A 16,419-nucleotide genomic window follows, 5' to 3' on the forward strand; every position below is an offset into this window, starting at 1 on the left:
ATGAAAAAAAGACTGCTGGCAGCATTCCTTGCTTTCACCTTCTGCGGCTCGGCGCTCACCGCGCTGGCTATCGAAAGCACGGAACCCATAAACCCAGACACGGTTGCCGCATACTCTGAGGCAGAGGATCCGCTCACAAGCCAGAAAAAAGGAGACTTGGTTGAATACACGCCCCCGGAATTTAACAGCGATAAGGCAGCCGGTAAGACTGCGCAGTACAGCTTCCTGACCGGGGAAACCTATCAGGTTCCCTCAGGCTACAATGTATTCCACGGCATTGATGTATCCAAATGGGAAGACGATATCAACTGGAGCAAAGTAAAAAATGCCGGGATTGACTACGCCATTATCCGCGTCGGTTACCGCGGCACAGGCAACGGTGCGCTGTCCGAAGACCCGATGTTTGATACATATATGGAAGGCGCCATCCATGCCGGTATTCCGGTCGGCGTTTACATCTATTCGCAGGCTCTGACCGTTGAAGAGGCGACCGCTGAGGCAAATTTTGTCCTCGAGCGCGTCCAGGAATATCAGATCTCCCTTCCGATTGTCATGGATTATGAATTCTGTGGCAACAGCGGACGCCTGTATCAGGCACATCTGTCCAAGTCCGAAATGACCAAAAATGCGCTTGCATTTTGTGAAACTATCTCCAACGCCGGCTATCAGCCGATGCTGTATGCAAACAAGAGCTTCCTGACTGACAATATCAATGCCAATGAGGTCGAGGACATTGCATCGATCTGGCTGGCACACTATACCACCAGCACCTCGTATTCCGGTGCCTATACTCAGTGGCAGTATTCCGATACCGGCAGGGTCAGCGGCATCAACACCGATGTCGACTGTAATTTCTATCTGACCAAGGGAGATCTGGTTCCAGATCCCGGCGATTCCGTCAAGGGCTTCACCGACGTGCTCTCGAGCAACTGGTATGCAGAGGCCGTATCGTTTGTCGTTGACCATAATCTGATGTCCGGCACTTCTGCTTCGACCTTCTCGCCCAACGTCGCACTGACCCGTGTGATGGCTGCACAGATTCTGTACAGCCTGTCCGGCAAACCGCCAGTTTCTTATTCCGCAGTTTACAAGGATGTCTCGGCGGACGCATGGTACAGCGACGCTGTCATCTGGGCATACCAGAACGGCATTATGAGTGGCTATACCAATGGCACATTCGGTGTAAACGATGTCATCACCCGTGAGCAGATTGCAACCATCCTGTACAGCTACTCCAACAGGTACGGTGTAGACACATCCTCCCTGCAAAATCTGAACAAATACACGGACGCTTCCAAGATTTCCTCTTATGCTGTCACACCGATGCAGTGGGCAGTTGCCAACGGCATCATCAGCGGACGTACCTCAACTACCCTGGTGCCGCAGGGCTCCGCAACCCGTGCGGAATGCGCGGCAATGCTGAGAAGCTATCTGATTGGGATCGGCTCCTCCCTTCTTGCGTAATCATCTGAAATTCAAAAAGGCATTTCCGTTCTCAGCGGAAATGCCTTTTTTGGCTATGTCTGTGCGCACACGCCGCAGACAGTCAGTGTATCACCGTCTACACGAAATTTGATTTCCAGTCCGGCAAATGCCATGCCATAGATGCGCGTCGGGTCATTTTGATAAGACGGACGCGGATCATGCGCCAGCACGCCGCGCAGTGCCTCCTGCCGCTCCATCGGAATTTTATCCAGCCACTCTGCCGGAATGTTGACATGCAGTGCTGCGTCGCGCACCGGATGTGCAAACCCCTCTGATGCCTCCGGATGGCTGTCCGCATACGGAAGATACGGCTTGATATCATAAATTGGCGTGCCGTCCATCAGATCCGCGCCGGAGACATACAGCACCGGCCCATCCGGTGTATGCAGGTCAATGCCCGCCAGCCGAACGCTGGACAACCCGATGGGATTGGGGCGGAACGGCGAACGGGTCGCAAACACACCCATGCGCGTATTGCCGCCCAGCCGGGGCGGGCGCACTGTTGGCGACCATGTCTCACGGATGCCCTCGGAAAACTGCCAGATCAGCCAGATATGGGAAAAGCCGTCCAACCCACGCAGCGCATCCGGGTTGCGGAATTCCGGTTCAAAAACGATGGACGCCCGGAGTGCGTCAACAATACCGCTCTGACGTGGAATGCCAAACTTGGTCGGAAAATCCGTGTGGATCCGCGCAATTATTTTCATTTGATGTTCCATATTCTATCACCCCACAATCAGTTTTGCCGTGCTGCCGGTTGAACCGCGCCCAACCACAATCTGCCGGTTGACACGATCCTTCAGCTCGGTTACGTGTGAAATAATTCCAATCAGGCGGTCGCCGTCCGACAGGCGCGCCAGCACAGAAATTGCCTGTTCCAGCGCCAAACTGTCGAGTGAGCCGAAGCCCTCGTCGATGAATACGGTCTCGACGCGCACACCGCCTGCATAGCTCTGAATGACATCCGACATGCCGAGCGCCAGCGCCAGTGCGCCAAGGAACGATTCACCGCCCGACAGTGTCTTGACCGAACGGGTTTTCCCCGTGTAATAATCCATGACATCGATATCGAGGCCGGACTGGCTGCGGTTATTTTCCGCTCTGCGGCGCCGCTGCATCTCATAGCGCCCTTGTGTCATATCGCGCAGGCGCAGGTTTGCGCGCTGCAACACGCGCTCAAAATAGGCCGCCTGCACATACTGCTCGAGCATCAGCTTCTGTTTGCCCGCGAGCTCGCCGTTTGCCGTCTGTGACAGCTCGCGCAGCGCCGCAGTCTGACGCTCAAGCTCTGCCTGCTCCGCCTGTACCTGCCCCATGCGCTGTAAAATCTCTGTATTTGCCCGCAGGCGCTCAGCACGGCTGTGAACTTCTCCCTCGCAGGCGCGGCATTCCTGCTCTGCCTGGGTGCGTATCTGTATCAACTGCTCCAAATCGGCAGGTACGATCTGTTTCGCAGCTGCTTCATATTCACATTCCAGCGAAACCGCAGCGGCGAGTTGCTGCTCAAACCGCTGCACGCGCTGTTCCAGCGCTGTCCGTTCCTCCGACGGCAGCAGCGCGTCCTGATATGCCTGCCCGGTGGCAAAGCCCGCCTGCGTGAGCGCAGCCTTCCACGCCTGTGCAGCGGCCTGCGCCGCCTGCTCGCATTGCATGTATTGCTCTGTTTCTGTTTTCTGTGCCTCTTGTGCGGCAGCGAGTGCACGCTGATGACTTTCCCACGCCTTCCTGCTGTCTTCCATCTGACGGGACAAACGGTCTCGTTCCGTCTGGCGGGCGTGGAGCTGTGCGGGCAGCGCATCTATATCGTCGAACGGGATGGCGGCACGCAGCTCCTGCGCGGACGCCGTAGCACCGGCCGCCTGCTGGCGTGCCTGCTGGCACGCCTGTTCCGCCTGCCGCGCCGCTGTTTCCAGTTCAGGCTGGCTGTCCAGCGCTGCCTGAAGTGTTTTACGCAGGGCTTCCCCCTGCTTTTCACGCGCGGCAAGCTGTTTGCCCTGCTCCAGCAGCTCTGCCGTCGTCCGGCGCTGCTGCTTCAAAGCACATTCCACCTCTGCGCGCGTCTTCTCTTCGGTCTCAAACAGCTGTTCCAGCGCACGCTGTACCGCTTCCGCTGCCGCTTCCTCCTTTGAACGTGCCACACCGCAGCGCGTACTTTGCGCCTGACAACGTTCCCGGCACTGCTCCATCTCCTGCCGCAGCTGCTTGAGCTGCTGTTCGGTAGGCACGGAACACTCCAGCTGTGCCGGATACGGGTGCTCTGTCGAGCCGCAGACCGGACAAGGCATGCCCACTTGGAGCGATTGTGCCAGAATCCCCGCCTGCCCGCGGTTCCAGGCGAGCTCGCTGTCACGGTACTGCTGCTCTGCCCGTACAAATGCGCGTTCCAGCTTCAAATATGTTTTCTGCTCCTGTGCCAGCTGCTCCGCACACTGCGCTTGTGTATCAAACAGCGTCAGTGCAGCGCTGAGCTGTTTTTCCGCCGCCTGTGACTGCTGAAATGCGGCACGCGTGTGCACCAGTGCGGCAGGTACTTCCCGGAAGGCTTCGATCTGCGCGCGCAGCTGGTCGATGCGTTTGCTGCCTGCATCGCGCCGTTCCGCCTGGTCCTGCGCCTGCTTTTGCAGCTGCCGAACCTGCTCTTCGGCCTGCTGTGCCTGTGCGCACGCCTGTTTCCAGCGTGCTGTCTGTGCCTGTGCGTCGGTCAGGCGGGTGATCTCGCGTTCCAGCTCCTCCATGCGCGGCTCAGACTGTTTTGCCTGTGCAAACGCCTGCTGTACCTGCGGCGTCCTGTCTTGCAGCTGCTGCACCGCCTGTCCGCGCCGCTCCACGCTGTCGCACAGCTGCTGTGCGCGTGTCTGTTCCGCCTGCCATGTGTTCCATTTCGGCAACACGATGTCGTGCGCCCGCCGGGCGCAGGCAAGGCGCTGCGCCTGCTGTTCCACCTCCGGCTTCTGTGCTTCCAGCTTTTCGCGCTGTTCCTGTGCCGCACGCCATTTTTCGCGCATTTCATTGTCGCGCTGCGCCTTCACGACCACTTCGATGGCGCGCGTCTGTGCCGTGCGCAACTGCTCCAACCGTGTCCTGTCGGCGGCAAGCTGTGCTTCGTCCGCCATATTCTGCCGCCGTACCGCGTCCAGCAGTGACGAAAGCTCCATCTCCTCCGGCAGTCCTTCGTCCAGCCGGAAGCCCTCGGCATATTGTGCCGCCGCACGCTGCGCATCGGCGCACTTTTTGTTATATTCCAAAAATTCTGCCTTGATCTGCTTTTGCAGCTGCACCAACGGCTCAGTATGGAATACGCGCCGGATAATTTCCGCGCGCGTCCGGCTGTCCGCTGTCAGCAGCTTCATAAATTCGCCCTGCGCAATCATCGAAATCTGCTTGAATGACTGGCAGCCGACGCCGAGAACGCGTTCGACCTCCTCGGTGACTGCCGTTGCACCTGCGACCGTCGCGCCATCCGGGCGCGTCAGCACAGCATTGGCATTCTGCGTAACTGTACCGCTGCCGCGTTTTTTTGGGCGCTCATATTTCGGTGTGCGGTGAATGATATATTCCTCTCCTGCATGCGTGAAGCGCAGGTGTACAAAGGTCTCCGCCTGCGGCTTTGCAAAATCCGAGCGCAGCTGGTCGGCGGCGCGCTGTGAACCGCTGACTTCACCGAACAGTGCAAAACAGATTGCGTCAAAGATGCTGGTCTTGCCCGCGCCGGTGTCGCCCGTGATGAGAAACAGGCCGTGACTGCCGAGCTGCTCTAACGAAAGTGACACTTCGCCGGCATATGGCCCAAAGGCGCTGACTGTCAGTTCAATTGGCTTCATCTGCGTCCTCCATTCTGCGGCAGATGCGGTCAATCACCTGCTGCTGCCATTCGCTCATTTCTTTGCCATTCTGCTCCGCAAAAAACTGCGCGAACAGCTGTGCGGGTGTCCGCTTCTGCGCGATGTCCTCCTCGCACAGTCCATCGATATCCGCCGCGCGCGTGCGCGCATTGTCAAAATCCAACCGCATGAGATTGGGATAAACTTCCTTGAGCGCGCTCTGTGGGTCATACAGCTCGTCCTCATCGGTCAGAATGACGCGCAGATAATCCTCCGGATCGCCTGCATGCACAACTAGTTCACTCGTAACATCCGCGAGCTTGCCGCGAATCTCACGCATCTCATGTCTGGGTCTCAGCGGGAGCAGTTCAACCGTGGCTTCCCCGCGTGCGCCCAGCGTCACCAGCGGGACGGATTTGGGATATTTTGCCTCAGAGAACGAATATTTGAGCGGCGAGCCTGCATAGCGCACGCTGTCACGCCCCAACCGCTGTGCCCGGTGCAGATGTCCCAGCGCTACATAATCAAAGCGGTCAAACAGCGCCGCATCGACTGCATCCAGCCCGCCAACCGGGATGATTTCCGATTCCGACTGCTCCGGCAGCGCACCGCCTGCCGTGACAAACGCATGCGCAAGCAGTACATGCCGTGCACTGTCATCCCAATCTGCTGTCTCCAGCGCCGCCTGTACCGCGTATTGCTGTGTGCTCTCCGCCAGCCACAGCCGCTCGCGCAGCTCCATCGGACGCAGCCACGGCAGCAGATGAAACTGCACCCGGCAGCCGTCCGCGTCGCACAGCTCCACCGATTCCATGGTTTCCCCAAAGGTACCGGCGAGGTATACGCCCTGCCGCGCGAGCAAGGTCTGGCCGAAATTCAGCCGCTCGCCGGAGTCGTGGTTGCCGCTGATGGCGAGCACTGAAATGCCCGCGGCGCACAGCGACGTAAAAAAGCTGTCGAACAGGCCGACAGCTTCCCCGGGCGGTATGGATTTATCATAAATATCACCGGCGATGACAACAGCATCCACACACTGTGCCCGCGCCATCTGCGCGATCTGCTCCAGGATCACGCGCTGATCCTCCAGCATGGAAAATGCATGCACGCGCTTGCCCAGATGCAGATCGCTGAGATGTAAAAATTTCATTCTGTCTCCTCACATATCGTCGTCCAAAACCTGTACGGCTGCACCCAGCAGGTGCGGGCCGACATAGGACGCGAGTGTACAGTCAATTTCGCCGGAAAACTCGCCTTCAAAATCCGGCGCTGCCGCACGCAGCATTTCGGCAATCTTATGCCCTTCCTCCGGCGTGCCGCCATGCGCCCACATGATGTTGTAGCGCTTGCCCGGCTCGAGGTGCGAAACTGCGGTCTGCACCAGCTTTTTCATCGCCGCCGCGCGTCCGCGCACCTTATGGATGCTGGTCAGCTCACCCGTGACCGGGTCGAAGGCGAGAATCGGCTTGATCCCGAGTGCCGTACCTGCCAACGCGGTAATTTTGCCGATGCGTCCGCCGCGCTGCAAATATTCCAGTGTATCCACGGTGAAAAAAGGATAGGTATTTTTCATAATGCGCGGCGTCAGCGCAAGCAGCTGCTCCCAGCTGCGCCCCTCTTCGATCAGGCGCGCCAGCGTCAGGATCATCGCGCCCTCTCCCAGGCTGCCGCTCATGGAATCAAACACGGCGACCTCCAGCCCTTCGCAATCCTGTGCCATCAGGCGGGTCATCTGATAGCAACCGCTCAAGCCGCTGGACAGCATAATGGCAATGGCATGGGTATAGCCATCATCCTGGATTTTCCGGAAGGTGTCCGCGAGCACGGCGCCGGACGGCAGCGAGGTTTTTGGCATCTCCGTGACCTGTCTGCGATAAACCTCATCGGCAAAAATATCCACGCCGTCCTGAAACGATCCGTCCGAAAACGTAATGGTATAGGGAACCGTATAAATTGGATATCTCTGCGCCCATTCTGCCGAAAGGTCTGCACAGGAATCCGTAATCAGTGCGATTTTATCCGATTGCATGCATTCGTTCTTCCTTTCCCGACAGCCGCAGAGTATGCTCCGGCGCTGTTCCTCGGTTAAATTTCTGTTAAATGTAATTATAGCACAGCCATCCGCAAATGCAACCGACAAATGTACGGTTTATGGTCGCAGTGTCCGGCAAATCATCTCGACCATCCTGCTCCACGAAAGCTGGTGTCCGCATTCCTGACAAGCAAACATATGTGCTGCCGCCTGCCCGAACAGAGCGGATACAATGACATATTCACAAAAGCCGTCATCCAGTCCGGGGTCAATTTCCCCTCTGCGGCGCCCGGCGGAAAAAATGCGCGCCTCTGCCTGCTTCATACGCGAGAACAGCAGCTTCATATTGTCCTGCCCGCGCACCCGGATCTCCTCCCGCTGGTCGGGCGCCATGGAAGCAACCAGCATGGACAGCGCGGCAAACGGCACATCACTGTCCAACTCACTGAAAAAGTGCTCTAATGTCTGCCGGAACGTCAGGGTTTCATCCGCCGACTGTTCAAACCGGTTCATGACTCCATCCAGCGCGTAAAAAATCGCACCGGATAAAATATCCTCTTTGGAGGAAAAATATTCGTAGAGGGTACCCTTTCCCATGCCTGCGGCAGTGGCGATATCCTGCACCTTGATGCTGGAAAGCTGCCTGCCGTCTTTCGCCAAGGCAAACAAACCCTGAAATGCAGCGATTTCTTTCGGGGAATAGTTTTTCTCTGTCTCAGCCATCCAGTTCATCCTCTCCGACATCGATCTTCCGCATGGTTTCCCGGCGGTTAAACAGGTCATAGATAATCGGTACGACAATCAGCGTGAGCACGGTCGCATAGGCCAGGCCGCCAATGACGACAATCGCCATCGCCTGTCCCATTTCGCCGCCTGTGCCGATGCCCATTGCCATGGTGGACATAGCGAGAATCGTTGTCAGCGCGGTCATCAGAATCGGACGGATACGCATTTTTCCTGCCGTTACCAGCGCTTCGCGCTTGGGCATGCCCTCCAGCCGCAGGTCATTGACACAGCTGACAAATACAATGCCGTTGTTGACAACAACACCTGCCAGAATGATAAAGCCGAGCATAGCAAGCACGGAGATCTCCTGCCCCGTAATCAGCAGCGCGAGCAGGCCGCCGGTAAATGCAAGCGGCATAGTAAACATGACGATAAACGGGCTGACCAGGCTCTGGAACTGCGCAACCATAATCAGGTAAATAAACACAATTGCGAGCAGCAGCATGAGCACAAGATCCTTCATTGTGTCGTTGATGGTCTGATTCTCGCCTGTGATTTCCGCCCGGATGCCGTCCGGCATGTCATAGTTGTCCAGCATGTCCTGTACCTCACGGCTGACCAGCGTGATGTTGTGGTCTTCGTCGACCGCCGCCGTGACCGACATCGTGCGTTCATTGTTGATGCGGTTGATCGACGTCGGCGCACGGCTTTCACTCTGCGACGCAACGGTATCCAACGGAACTTCGGTCTTTTCCCCAGTCGTGGCATCGGTCGAGGTGACCGTCTGCTTCATGATATTTTCTGCCGTTATCGTCGACGGCTTGACGACAACCACCGGAAGCTCTTCCTGTCCAACCTTGAGTGTGGTGGATGTGACCTCGCTGGTCAAATCGGAGGCGAGGGAGCTGTACACCTGCGCCACGGTCAGGCCCTTGCGCATCGCCTCATCCTTGTTGACTGTGATAACCTTCTGCATATCCGGGTCTTCGTTGCCGTCGGAGATTTCCTCCAGTCCCTCAATGCTTTCCAGTTCCTTGGCCAACGCCTCGCAGGTGTCCTGCAACTCGTCCAGATCGTCGCCGTATACGTCAATCTGTACGCCGGAGCCGGTGAGCGAACTCATGTCCATGGTGGATTCCGAGACAGACAGCTCACAGTTGATGCCCTTCGTCTGTTCCATAATCTGGTCTGCAATCGCCGCGTTGTCCGCCTTTTCATCCAGCAGGATGTAAAACGATGCGGTATCACTGTTGTCCGCACCGAGCGACATCATGCCGCCGCTGCTGCGCATGGCACCGACTGTCTGCACGCCTTCAATGCCCTGCATCACTTCCATTGCCTTGTCAATCGTTGCGTCCGCAGTGACATCGTCGGTGTCCTCCGGCAGCGTCAGTGTGGCACTCATCTGATTGGACGACATTTCCGGAATGAATGTCATGCCCATGCGCGTGGTCATGCCGCACGCGAACAGAAACAGTGCGAGCGCGGCCCCCAGCGTCAATGCGCGGTGCGACAGGCACCAGCGCAGGAAACCTTCATATTTTCCGGTCAGCCAGTCAAAACGGCTGTGTGATTTTGCCGTTTCCTTCTTCAACATGGTCGAGCTCATTGCAGGGACAACCGTCAGCGCGACAATCAGCGACGCAGACAATGCATAAGCGATGGTCAGACCCATATCGGTGAACAGCTGGCGCGAAATGCCTTCCGTGAATACAATCGGCAGGAAGACACAGATCGTTGTCAGCGTCGAGGCAAAGATGGCACCGCCAACCTGCCGTGCGCCCTGTACAGCAGCCTTTGCCGGCGGCACGCCCAGACTGCGCAGGCGATAAATATTCTCAATGACGACAATCGAGTTATCGACCAGCATGCCGACGCCGAGCGCAAGACCCGACAGTGAGATCAGATTGAGCGTCATATCGCTGAAGTACATCAGCACGACAGCAAACAGCACGCTGAGCGGGATGCTGAACGCGATGATAACCGTCGGACGGATATCGCGCAGGAAAATCAACAGAACCAAAATGGCGAGAATGCCGCCATAAATCAGGTTGGACAACACATTTTCAACAATCAGGTGGATATAATCGCCCTGATCCATCAGCGGCGTGACATGAACCCGGTCGTCCTCCGCCGCAATCTCTTCTATTTCTTCTTTGATTGCATCAGTAACGGCAGAGGTGGACGCCGTGGACTGCTTGGAAAAGCTGAGCACAACCGCATCGTTGCCGTTTACCTTTGCATAGGTCGAGCTGTCCGCCTCATCCGTATAGGCAACCGAAGCGACATCGCTCAGACGAATATCTCCGATGCCATCCATATCCATATGGAACAGGATCATATCGGACAGCTGATCGACGGAATCATATGTCTCGCCGACCTTCAGGATATAGGACTGGTCGCTGCTGTCCTTGACATAGCCGGCAGGCATTTCAAAGTTCTCTGCAATCAGGATATTGCTAATCATGTCGGCCGTGATAATGCCGCTGATGTCCGCCTGTTTGTATGCCTCATCGCGCGCATCCTCAAATTCTTTGGTTGCCTCATCCAGCTGCTGCTGCGCACTCTCCAGCGATGCACTGCCGACCGCAAGCTGGGTCGAGCCCTGTGCGATGTTGAGCGTCGCCTGAATCTTGCTCGATTCCAGCTTTGCATAGGCGTCCTGTGCCTGTTTCAGCGCCTCTTCCAGCTGCGGCTTCATTGCGCCGATGGTTGCCAGCCGCGTGCTGATGTTGCGCAGTTCGGTCTGAATCTCGTCGACACGGGTCGATGCATAGGACGTTGCCGTAGCCAGCGAAACAAAGTCTGTGCGAGAAACCCCCGAAAGCTGTGACAGGTCGACTCCATCCGGCATTGCACTCGCAATCGCAGTGACTGCCTCGGCAAATGCTTCATCAGACATGTTCCCGATATAGGTCGCCGGATCTTTGAGTGCCTCCAGCAGCTGTGCCGAAGTTCCTGCGATGCTGTTGATATCCTCCGCCGTCAGCGGGAAACTGACCTCCGGAATGGATCCGGTGATGTTATAGGCGACAATAAGAACGGACAGCGCATGGATCTGGTCATTTTGATCCGCATACTTCTGGAGCTGTTCCAGCTCAGTCTGAAACGCTGTCTGATTTGCCTGAAGCGTTGTCTCCTCACTCAGGATGGCATTCAACTGCGCGTTTGCCGCATCGACCTGCGCGCTCGCATCCGCCATCTGTCCTGCCAGCTGATCCGTCGAACCGCTCAGGCTGGACTTCCCGCTGCTGATTTTCGCCTTTGCTGCATCCAGCTGTGCCTGTCCGTCATCCAGCTGTTTTTTTGCCTCCGCCAGATTGCTGTCGACCGCAGCCAGCACCTTGTCATTGAGTGCATCAATCTTGTCCTGATCCAGCGTGACCTTGACCTTGGATGCAATCAATCCGGTGGTGTCTACCGATGCGACACCGTCCAGACGCTCAAAACGGCTGAGCAGCGTATCATTGACATAATCGGACACCTCTTCCGATTCCATGCCGTCGACATCGACGCTGGCAACCATAACCGGCATCATATCCGGCGTGATCTGCATCATGACCGGCGTGCCGCAGGTATCCGGCAGCGAGCCCTTGACCTGATCGATGGTATTGCTCATCTCAATGCTGACTGCATTCATGTCGGTGCCCTGCTCAAATTCCAGAATGACAACGCTGACATTTTCATTGGAAACCGAGCTGACCGACTTGATGCCCGTCGTCGTACCGAGTGCCGATTCCATCGGCTTGGTAACCTCTGATTCCACTGATTCCGGTGCCGCACCCGGATCTGTCGTATATACAACCATATATGGCAGATCCATATTCGGCAACAGGTCTGTCGTCATTTTGGTAAACGATACCACGCCCAGAACGAGCACAAGTATGATACCGACCAAAACCGTAAACGGTTTTTTGACGCTTAATTTTGACATAACTGTTCTCCTATACAGAATTGCAAGTCTCTTTTCCGACCGACCGGTCGGTTCTGGCTCAGTATACCATGCCGTCGTTTTCCTGTCAATGTGCGTAAATGCCGAACAGGATGTCCAAAATTTCCACTTTCTTTTTGTAACATTTTATGGTAGACAAACAGATGATTTTACCGTATTATAATAATAATGATTCTTATTTTAGGGAGGGCTCCACATGTTAGACAGAAAAGCTTTTGACAGCATTTCGTATTCCATCGCCATCATCGGCAGCTGCCTCGACGGCGCATTCCGTGGCTGCGCAGTCAACTCGCTCCAGCAGCTCACATCCTCCATGCCGGCGAAATTCGCCGTGACTCTCAACAAATACAATGTGACCGAAGCCGCTGTCGAGCAGACCGGCGCGTTCTGTGCCACCGTCGCTGCAGCAGACTGCCCGGAAGCGATCATCAAGCTGTTCGGCTACAAATCCGGCCGCGTCACCGACAAATTTGCAGAATATGACACCAAGACCGACGAAGCCGGCTGCCCGTACATCACCGAAGGCATGGCAGTACGCATGAGCTTCCGCGTCACCCAACAGGTCGATCTCGGCTCCCACGTCATGTTTATCGCGGAAGTCACTGAGGCTGAGGTACTTCTGCCCGGCGCCGTGCTCACCGTTGAAATGTTCAAGAACGCCGGCAAGGTCATTCCTGCCAATGCGCCGGTTTACCGCACGCTGGACGAGCATTACGGCTACCGCTGCACCATCTGCGGTTATGTCCACAAATCTGACACCCTGCCCGATGATTTCCGCTGCCCGGTCTGCAAGCAGCCCGCCAGCAAATTTGAAAAGCTCTGATATTTGACGCACCTCCCCGTTCCATGCTATGATACCCTCAGGCATGTACCGGGGAGGTTGTTTTTATGTCCGCACCAAATCCCGCCCAGAGGGCGATTACTACAACATTCAGCCGAAAAATCTATAAGCCCATCCGGAAAGCAATCCGGGAATATGAGCTGATCCAGCCGGGCGACCACATTGCTGTCTGCATCTCAGGCGGCAAGGACTCCATGCTGCTCGCCTGTGCACTGACCATGCTGCAAAAAATATCCGACATCCCGTTCACGCTGACCGGACTGTCTATGGACCCCGGATATACACCGGAGAGCCGTGCGCAGATCGAGCAGAATATACAGGCTCTCGGGCTGGAGACGCAGTGGTACAGCACCCGCCTGTTCGAGACGGTCAATCAGGAGACCGACAATCCCTGTTTTCTGTGCGCGCGCCTGCGGCGTGGCAGCCTATATGAAAAGGCGCTGGAGTTGGGCTGCAACAAAATCGCACTCGGCCACCACTTCGACGATGTGGTCGAGACCACGCTGCTCTCCATGCTGTACGGCGGCCAGGTGCAGACCATGCTGCCCAAGCTGCACGCCAAAAATTACCCCGGCATGCAGGTCATCCGCCCGCTGTATCTCGTGCGTGAACGCGATATCCTCGCCTGGCGCGATGCCTGCGGGCTGACATTCCTCGCCTGCTCATGCGAATTTGCCGCCAAGGCCCGCCGGGAAAACAGCCCCGAATCGTCCAAGCGCTATGAGGTCAAGCAGATCATTGCCCGACTGGAACAGGACAACGATCAGGTTGCCAAAAATATTTTCAACAGCGTGAAAAATGTCAACGTGGATGATATCCTCGGCTGGCATAAGGGAACGGAACGCCATACCTTTCTGGATGAGTACAACACAGCAGAATAAGACAGCAAAAGGACGCAGCCCACAGGCCGCGTCCTTTTTGGGGAAAATAATACTATGTCACAGGTATCGCAGGAGAACATTTTATGCCGGGGTGCTCAGGCGCTGAACCGAGCCGTCGAGATTGGTCAGAGAGTAAATGAAAATCGGATCGACATGCTCGAACCAGTCCAGATGATCCAGTGCAACACAGCGGCACTTCTTCCAGGTATGTGTTTTGGAGGCATTGCTCATGGCATCGACCAGTTCCTGCATCAGACGCGGATATGCCTTTGCCTTTTCGCTTGACACATTGATATGCATTTCAATGCGGTCAGCGCCCTCAATGCCGAACTCGCGGGAAATCAGTTCCATCAGAAACCATGCCTTAATATAGTCATCGGTCTCCGTCATCAGGGACGGGCCATCACTCATGCGGAATACCTCACCGTCCAGCTCACCCATTTCCGGATAAGTCGGATCGATTTCAAAGATACGTGCGCCGCGGACATATGCCGCTACCATACGCATTGCCATCGAGCTGGATTTGGCGGCCTTCTTCAGCTCACCATTTGCAATGTACTCGTTCAGGACATCTCTCAGCATAGTCTGAAACGGTACAGCCATTTTTTTGTTGATCGTCATAACAACAAGCTCCTTTTCCGTAAAACGACAAAAAAGCGCAATCATACCCCTCGCCCGAAGGATCTGATTACGCCATTGTAATGTCTGTGATTCAATTCATCTGTTGTATGTATTGTATGCGATTTTTCTCCGGGATGCAATCAGCTTTTTTCACAAAATACCGTGTGATTTCGCAACATTTTTTGCAGTTCATACTTCTTTTTTCCACCTTTTGTACCGTATTCCCTCCCGCACATTTTCCGCTCCATTTACTGAAATCCACGTGTACACGCACATTTTTTCTCTGTTCATACTTCTTTCGTGTGTTTCTATTCTACTTTTCAATATGCTTCTATCGAAGCAGAAAAAATACCGGTAAAATGACCAATCCCAATCCTGCCAGTTAAAAATTTTTATGCGGGCGTTTGTCAACCATTTTATTTTTTCAGTTTACATTCCTAGTGATTTGCTGTACAATAGAGCAGGTGTCAATATGACAGAACACAATACAGGAGGAACAGATCCATGACCATACAGGAATATACAGAATATGTCAGGCAGGGCGGTACCATCAGCCGTGCGCAGGCACTGGAACTTGCCGAACTGCCGCTCGCAGAGCTGTGCACGGCAGCAGATGCACTGCGCAGTCATTTTTGCGGGAACGGGTTTGATATCTGCACAATTATCAATGCAAAAAGTGGAAAATGCTCGGAAAACTGCAAATTCTGTGCACAGTCCGCGCACTATCACACCGGCGCAGAGGAATACCCAATGCTGGATACCGATACGATTGTTACGCAGGCAAAGCACGATGATGAACGGGGTGTACTGCGCTTTTCTCTCGTCACCTCCGGCAAACGTCTGACCCCGGCGGAGGTTGAGCAGGAATGCGCCAGCATCCGCGCTGTGCGTGCGCAGACCGGCATTGCGGTCTGTATTTCCAACGGCCTGCTGGACGAAGCATCCTACCGCAAACTGAAAGAAGCCGGTGCGACGCGCGTACACAACAATCTGGAAAGCTCCCGCCGGTTTTTCCCCAGCGTGTGCACAACACATACCTTTGATGAAAAATGTGCGGCAATCCGTGCGGCACAGGCAGCCGGTCTGAGCGTCTGCTCCGGCGGCATTGTCGGCATGGGGGAAACCATGGAAGACCGCATCGACATGGTGCTCCAGCTGCGTGAGCTGGGCGTACATTCCATTCCGGTCAACATGCTCAACCCGATCCCCGGCACACCGTATGAAACACTGCCAAGGCTGACAAATGATGACATGTGCCGGATTGTCGCCGTGTTCCGTTTTCTGATCCCGGACGCATCCATCCGTTTGGCAGGCGGACGCGGTCTTCTGCCTGACAAAGGCCGCGCCTGCTTCTGTTCCGGTGCAAACGCGGCAATTTCCGGCGACATGCTGACCACCTCCGGCATTACAATCGAAACCGATATGGCAATGCTGCGCGAACTGGGCTATGAGCCCCGGCTGTGCCACTGATGGGCACAATCCGCCGCGCAAAGGCATGTGATCTCGACCGGCTGAAAGCGATTTACAACGATGCTGTCATCAACACGACTGCAACCTTTGACCTCGAACCGAAGGATGATGCCGACCGCCGTGCGTGGTTTGATGCACATCAGGGACGCTATCTATTGTTGGTATATGAGACAGACGGCAAAGAAATTGCGGGCTATGTCTCGCTCTCCCGTTACCGTGAGCGCGCTGCGTTTAATCAAACAGTGGAGCTTTCGATTTATCTGCACCCGGATTTCCGCGGTCAGCACATCGGTGAGCAGCTGATGCAGGCCGTGCTCCGCTATGCACGGCAGCGCGACGACATCGAAACCGTCGTTTCGCTTATCACCAGCGACAACGCTGCCAGCATCCATCTGCATGAAACGCTCGGCTTTTCCTATTGCGGACAGATCCGCAATGCGGGCACGAAATTCGGGAAACGCCTGCACTTGAATATCTATGAGCTTACCTTTGTCTGAACGATGCCGTTTACACACAAATAACCGCAAAAACAGCGCCGCAGAGATTTTCCTCCCTGCGGCGCTGCCTTGTTTTATCACATCTTAAAAGAAATA

The 16,419-nt window shown here is 55.6% G+C and carries 12 protein-coding genes; 5 read left to right on the forward strand and 7 right to left on the reverse strand.

Going from position 1 to position 16,419, the window contains the following annotated elements:
* Nucleotides 1-1,464: a GH25 family lysozyme gene (locus ACLM7Z_RS00120; protein ID WP_087017234.1), complete on the forward strand. Its 1,464-nt coding sequence runs from the start codon at nucleotides 1-3 to the stop codon at nucleotides 1,462-1,464.
* 53 nt (nucleotides 1,465-1,517) lie between these two features.
* Here ACLM7Z_RS00120 and tsaA read toward each other — a convergent pair whose 3' ends face one another.
* From tsaA to ACLM7Z_RS00150, 6 genes are all read right to left on the reverse strand, one after another.
* On the reverse strand, nucleotides 1,518-2,204 hold the full coding sequence (tsaA, locus tag ACLM7Z_RS00125) for a tRNA (N6-threonylcarbamoyladenosine(37)-N6)-methyltransferase TrmO (RefSeq protein ID WP_087017232.1): 687 nt from the start codon (nucleotides 2,202-2,204) through the stop codon (nucleotides 1,518-1,520).
* Nucleotides 2,205-2,210: 6 nt separating this feature from the next.
* Nucleotides 2,211-5,306 carry an AAA family ATPase gene (locus ACLM7Z_RS00130; RefSeq protein WP_435645443.1) on the reverse strand — a complete coding sequence of 1,032 codons (3,096 nt, stop codon included), beginning with the start codon at nucleotides 5,304-5,306 and terminating at the stop codon, nucleotides 2,211-2,213.
* Nucleotides 5,293-6,453 (reverse strand): exonuclease SbcCD subunit D, encoded by a 1,161-nt coding sequence (locus ACLM7Z_RS00135; protein ID WP_087017228.1) that lies wholly within the window; start codon nucleotides 6,451-6,453, stop codon nucleotides 5,293-5,295. The genes ACLM7Z_RS00130 and ACLM7Z_RS00135 overlap by 14 nt, the downstream gene beginning before the upstream one ends.
* Nucleotides 6,454-6,462: 9 nt before the next feature.
* Nucleotides 6,463-7,332, reverse strand: coding sequence for a DegV family protein (locus ACLM7Z_RS00140; RefSeq protein ID WP_087017227.1), 870 nt, complete (start codon nucleotides 7,330-7,332; stop codon nucleotides 6,463-6,465).
* Between the two features lie 120 nt (nucleotides 7,333-7,452).
* Complete coding sequence (locus ACLM7Z_RS00145) at nucleotides 7,453-8,058, reverse strand: TetR/AcrR family transcriptional regulator (protein WP_435645444.1); 606 nt, start codon at nucleotides 8,056-8,058, stop codon at nucleotides 7,453-7,455.
* Nucleotides 8,051-11,995 (reverse strand): efflux RND transporter permease subunit, encoded by a 3,945-nt coding sequence (locus tag ACLM7Z_RS00150; protein ID WP_435645445.1) that lies wholly within the window; start codon nucleotides 11,993-11,995, stop codon nucleotides 8,051-8,053. The genes ACLM7Z_RS00145 and ACLM7Z_RS00150 overlap by 8 nt, the downstream gene beginning before the upstream one ends.
* Before the next feature lie 214 nt (nucleotides 11,996-12,209).
* On the opposite strand from ACLM7Z_RS00150, the gene ACLM7Z_RS00155 reads away from it, so the two are divergent.
* Nucleotides 12,210-12,836, forward strand: coding sequence for a flavin reductase (locus ACLM7Z_RS00155; RefSeq protein WP_087017222.1), 627 nt, complete (start codon nucleotides 12,210-12,212; stop codon nucleotides 12,834-12,836).
* Nucleotides 12,837-12,901: 65 nt separating this feature from the next.
* On the forward strand, nucleotides 12,902-13,735 hold the full coding sequence (locus tag ACLM7Z_RS00160) for a tRNA 2-thiocytidine biosynthesis TtcA family protein (RefSeq protein ID WP_087017219.1): 834 nt from the start codon (nucleotides 12,902-12,904) through the stop codon (nucleotides 13,733-13,735).
* 81 nt (nucleotides 13,736-13,816) lie between these two features.
* Here ACLM7Z_RS00160 and ACLM7Z_RS00165 read toward each other — a convergent pair whose 3' ends face one another.
* A complete protein-coding gene (locus ACLM7Z_RS00165; protein WP_087017217.1) occupies nucleotides 13,817-14,356 on the reverse strand; it encodes a hypothetical protein in 540 nt (179 codons plus the stop codon).
* 504 nt (nucleotides 14,357-14,860) lie between these two features.
* Between ACLM7Z_RS00165 and bioB the strand changes: the two genes are divergently transcribed.
* Both bioB and ACLM7Z_RS00175 read left to right on the forward strand, forming a co-directional pair.
* Entirely contained in the window at nucleotides 14,861-15,826 is a 966-nt protein-coding gene (gene bioB / locus ACLM7Z_RS00170) for a biotin synthase BioB (RefSeq protein WP_087017215.1), read from the forward strand.
* On the forward strand, nucleotides 15,826-16,323 hold the full coding sequence (locus ACLM7Z_RS00175) for a GNAT family N-acetyltransferase (protein WP_087017213.1): 498 nt from the start codon (nucleotides 15,826-15,828) through the stop codon (nucleotides 16,321-16,323). Before bioB ends, ACLM7Z_RS00175 begins: the two co-directional genes overlap by 1 nt.
* Nucleotides 16,324-16,419: the final 96 nt, after the last annotated feature.

Origin of the sequence: Butyricicoccus porcorum (assembly GCF_051246315.1) — a bacterium.
Lineage (GTDB): Bacteria > Bacillota > Clostridia > Oscillospirales > Butyricicoccaceae > Butyricicoccus_A > Butyricicoccus_A porcorum.

Bases quoted from the DNA above. Each gene is read 5' to 3' on its own strand.
- ACLM7Z_RS00155 (WP_087017222.1), top strand. From the start codon at position 12,210: ATGTTAGACAGAAAAGCTTTTGACAGCATTTCGTATTCCATCGCCATC.
- ACLM7Z_RS00145 (WP_435645444.1), bottom strand. From the start codon at position 8,058: ATGGCTGAGACAGAGAAAAACTATTCCCCGAAAGAAATCGCTGCATTT.
- bioB (WP_087017215.1), top strand. From the start codon at position 14,861: ATGACCATACAGGAATATACAGAATATGTCAGGCAGGGCGGTACCATC.
- ACLM7Z_RS00120 (WP_087017234.1), top strand. From the start codon at position 1: ATGAAAAAAAGACTGCTGGCAGCATTCCTTGCTTTCACCTTCTGCGGC.
- ACLM7Z_RS00135 (WP_087017228.1), bottom strand. From the start codon at position 6,453: ATGAAATTTTTACATCTCAGCGATCTGCATCTGGGCAAGCGCGTGCAT.
- ACLM7Z_RS00160 (WP_087017219.1), top strand. From the start codon at position 12,902: ATGTCCGCACCAAATCCCGCCCAGAGGGCGATTACTACAACATTCAGC.
- ACLM7Z_RS00140 (WP_087017227.1), bottom strand. From the start codon at position 7,332: ATGCAATCGGATAAAATCGCACTGATTACGGATTCCTGTGCAGACCTT.
- ACLM7Z_RS00130 (WP_435645443.1), bottom strand. From the start codon at position 5,306: ATGAAGCCAATTGAACTGACAGTCAGCGCCTTTGGGCCATATGCCGGC.
- ACLM7Z_RS00150 (WP_435645445.1), bottom strand. From the start codon at position 11,995: ATGTCAAAATTAAGCGTCAAAAAACCGTTTACGGTTTTGGTCGGTATC.
- tsaA (WP_087017232.1), bottom strand. From the start codon at position 2,204: ATGGAACATCAAATGAAAATAATTGCGCGGATCCACACGGATTTTCCG.
- ACLM7Z_RS00175 (WP_087017213.1), top strand. From the start codon at position 15,826: ATGGGCACAATCCGCCGCGCAAAGGCATGTGATCTCGACCGGCTGAAA.
- ACLM7Z_RS00165 (WP_087017217.1), bottom strand. From the start codon at position 14,356: ATGACGATCAACAAAAAAATGGCTGTACCGTTTCAGACTATGCTGAGA.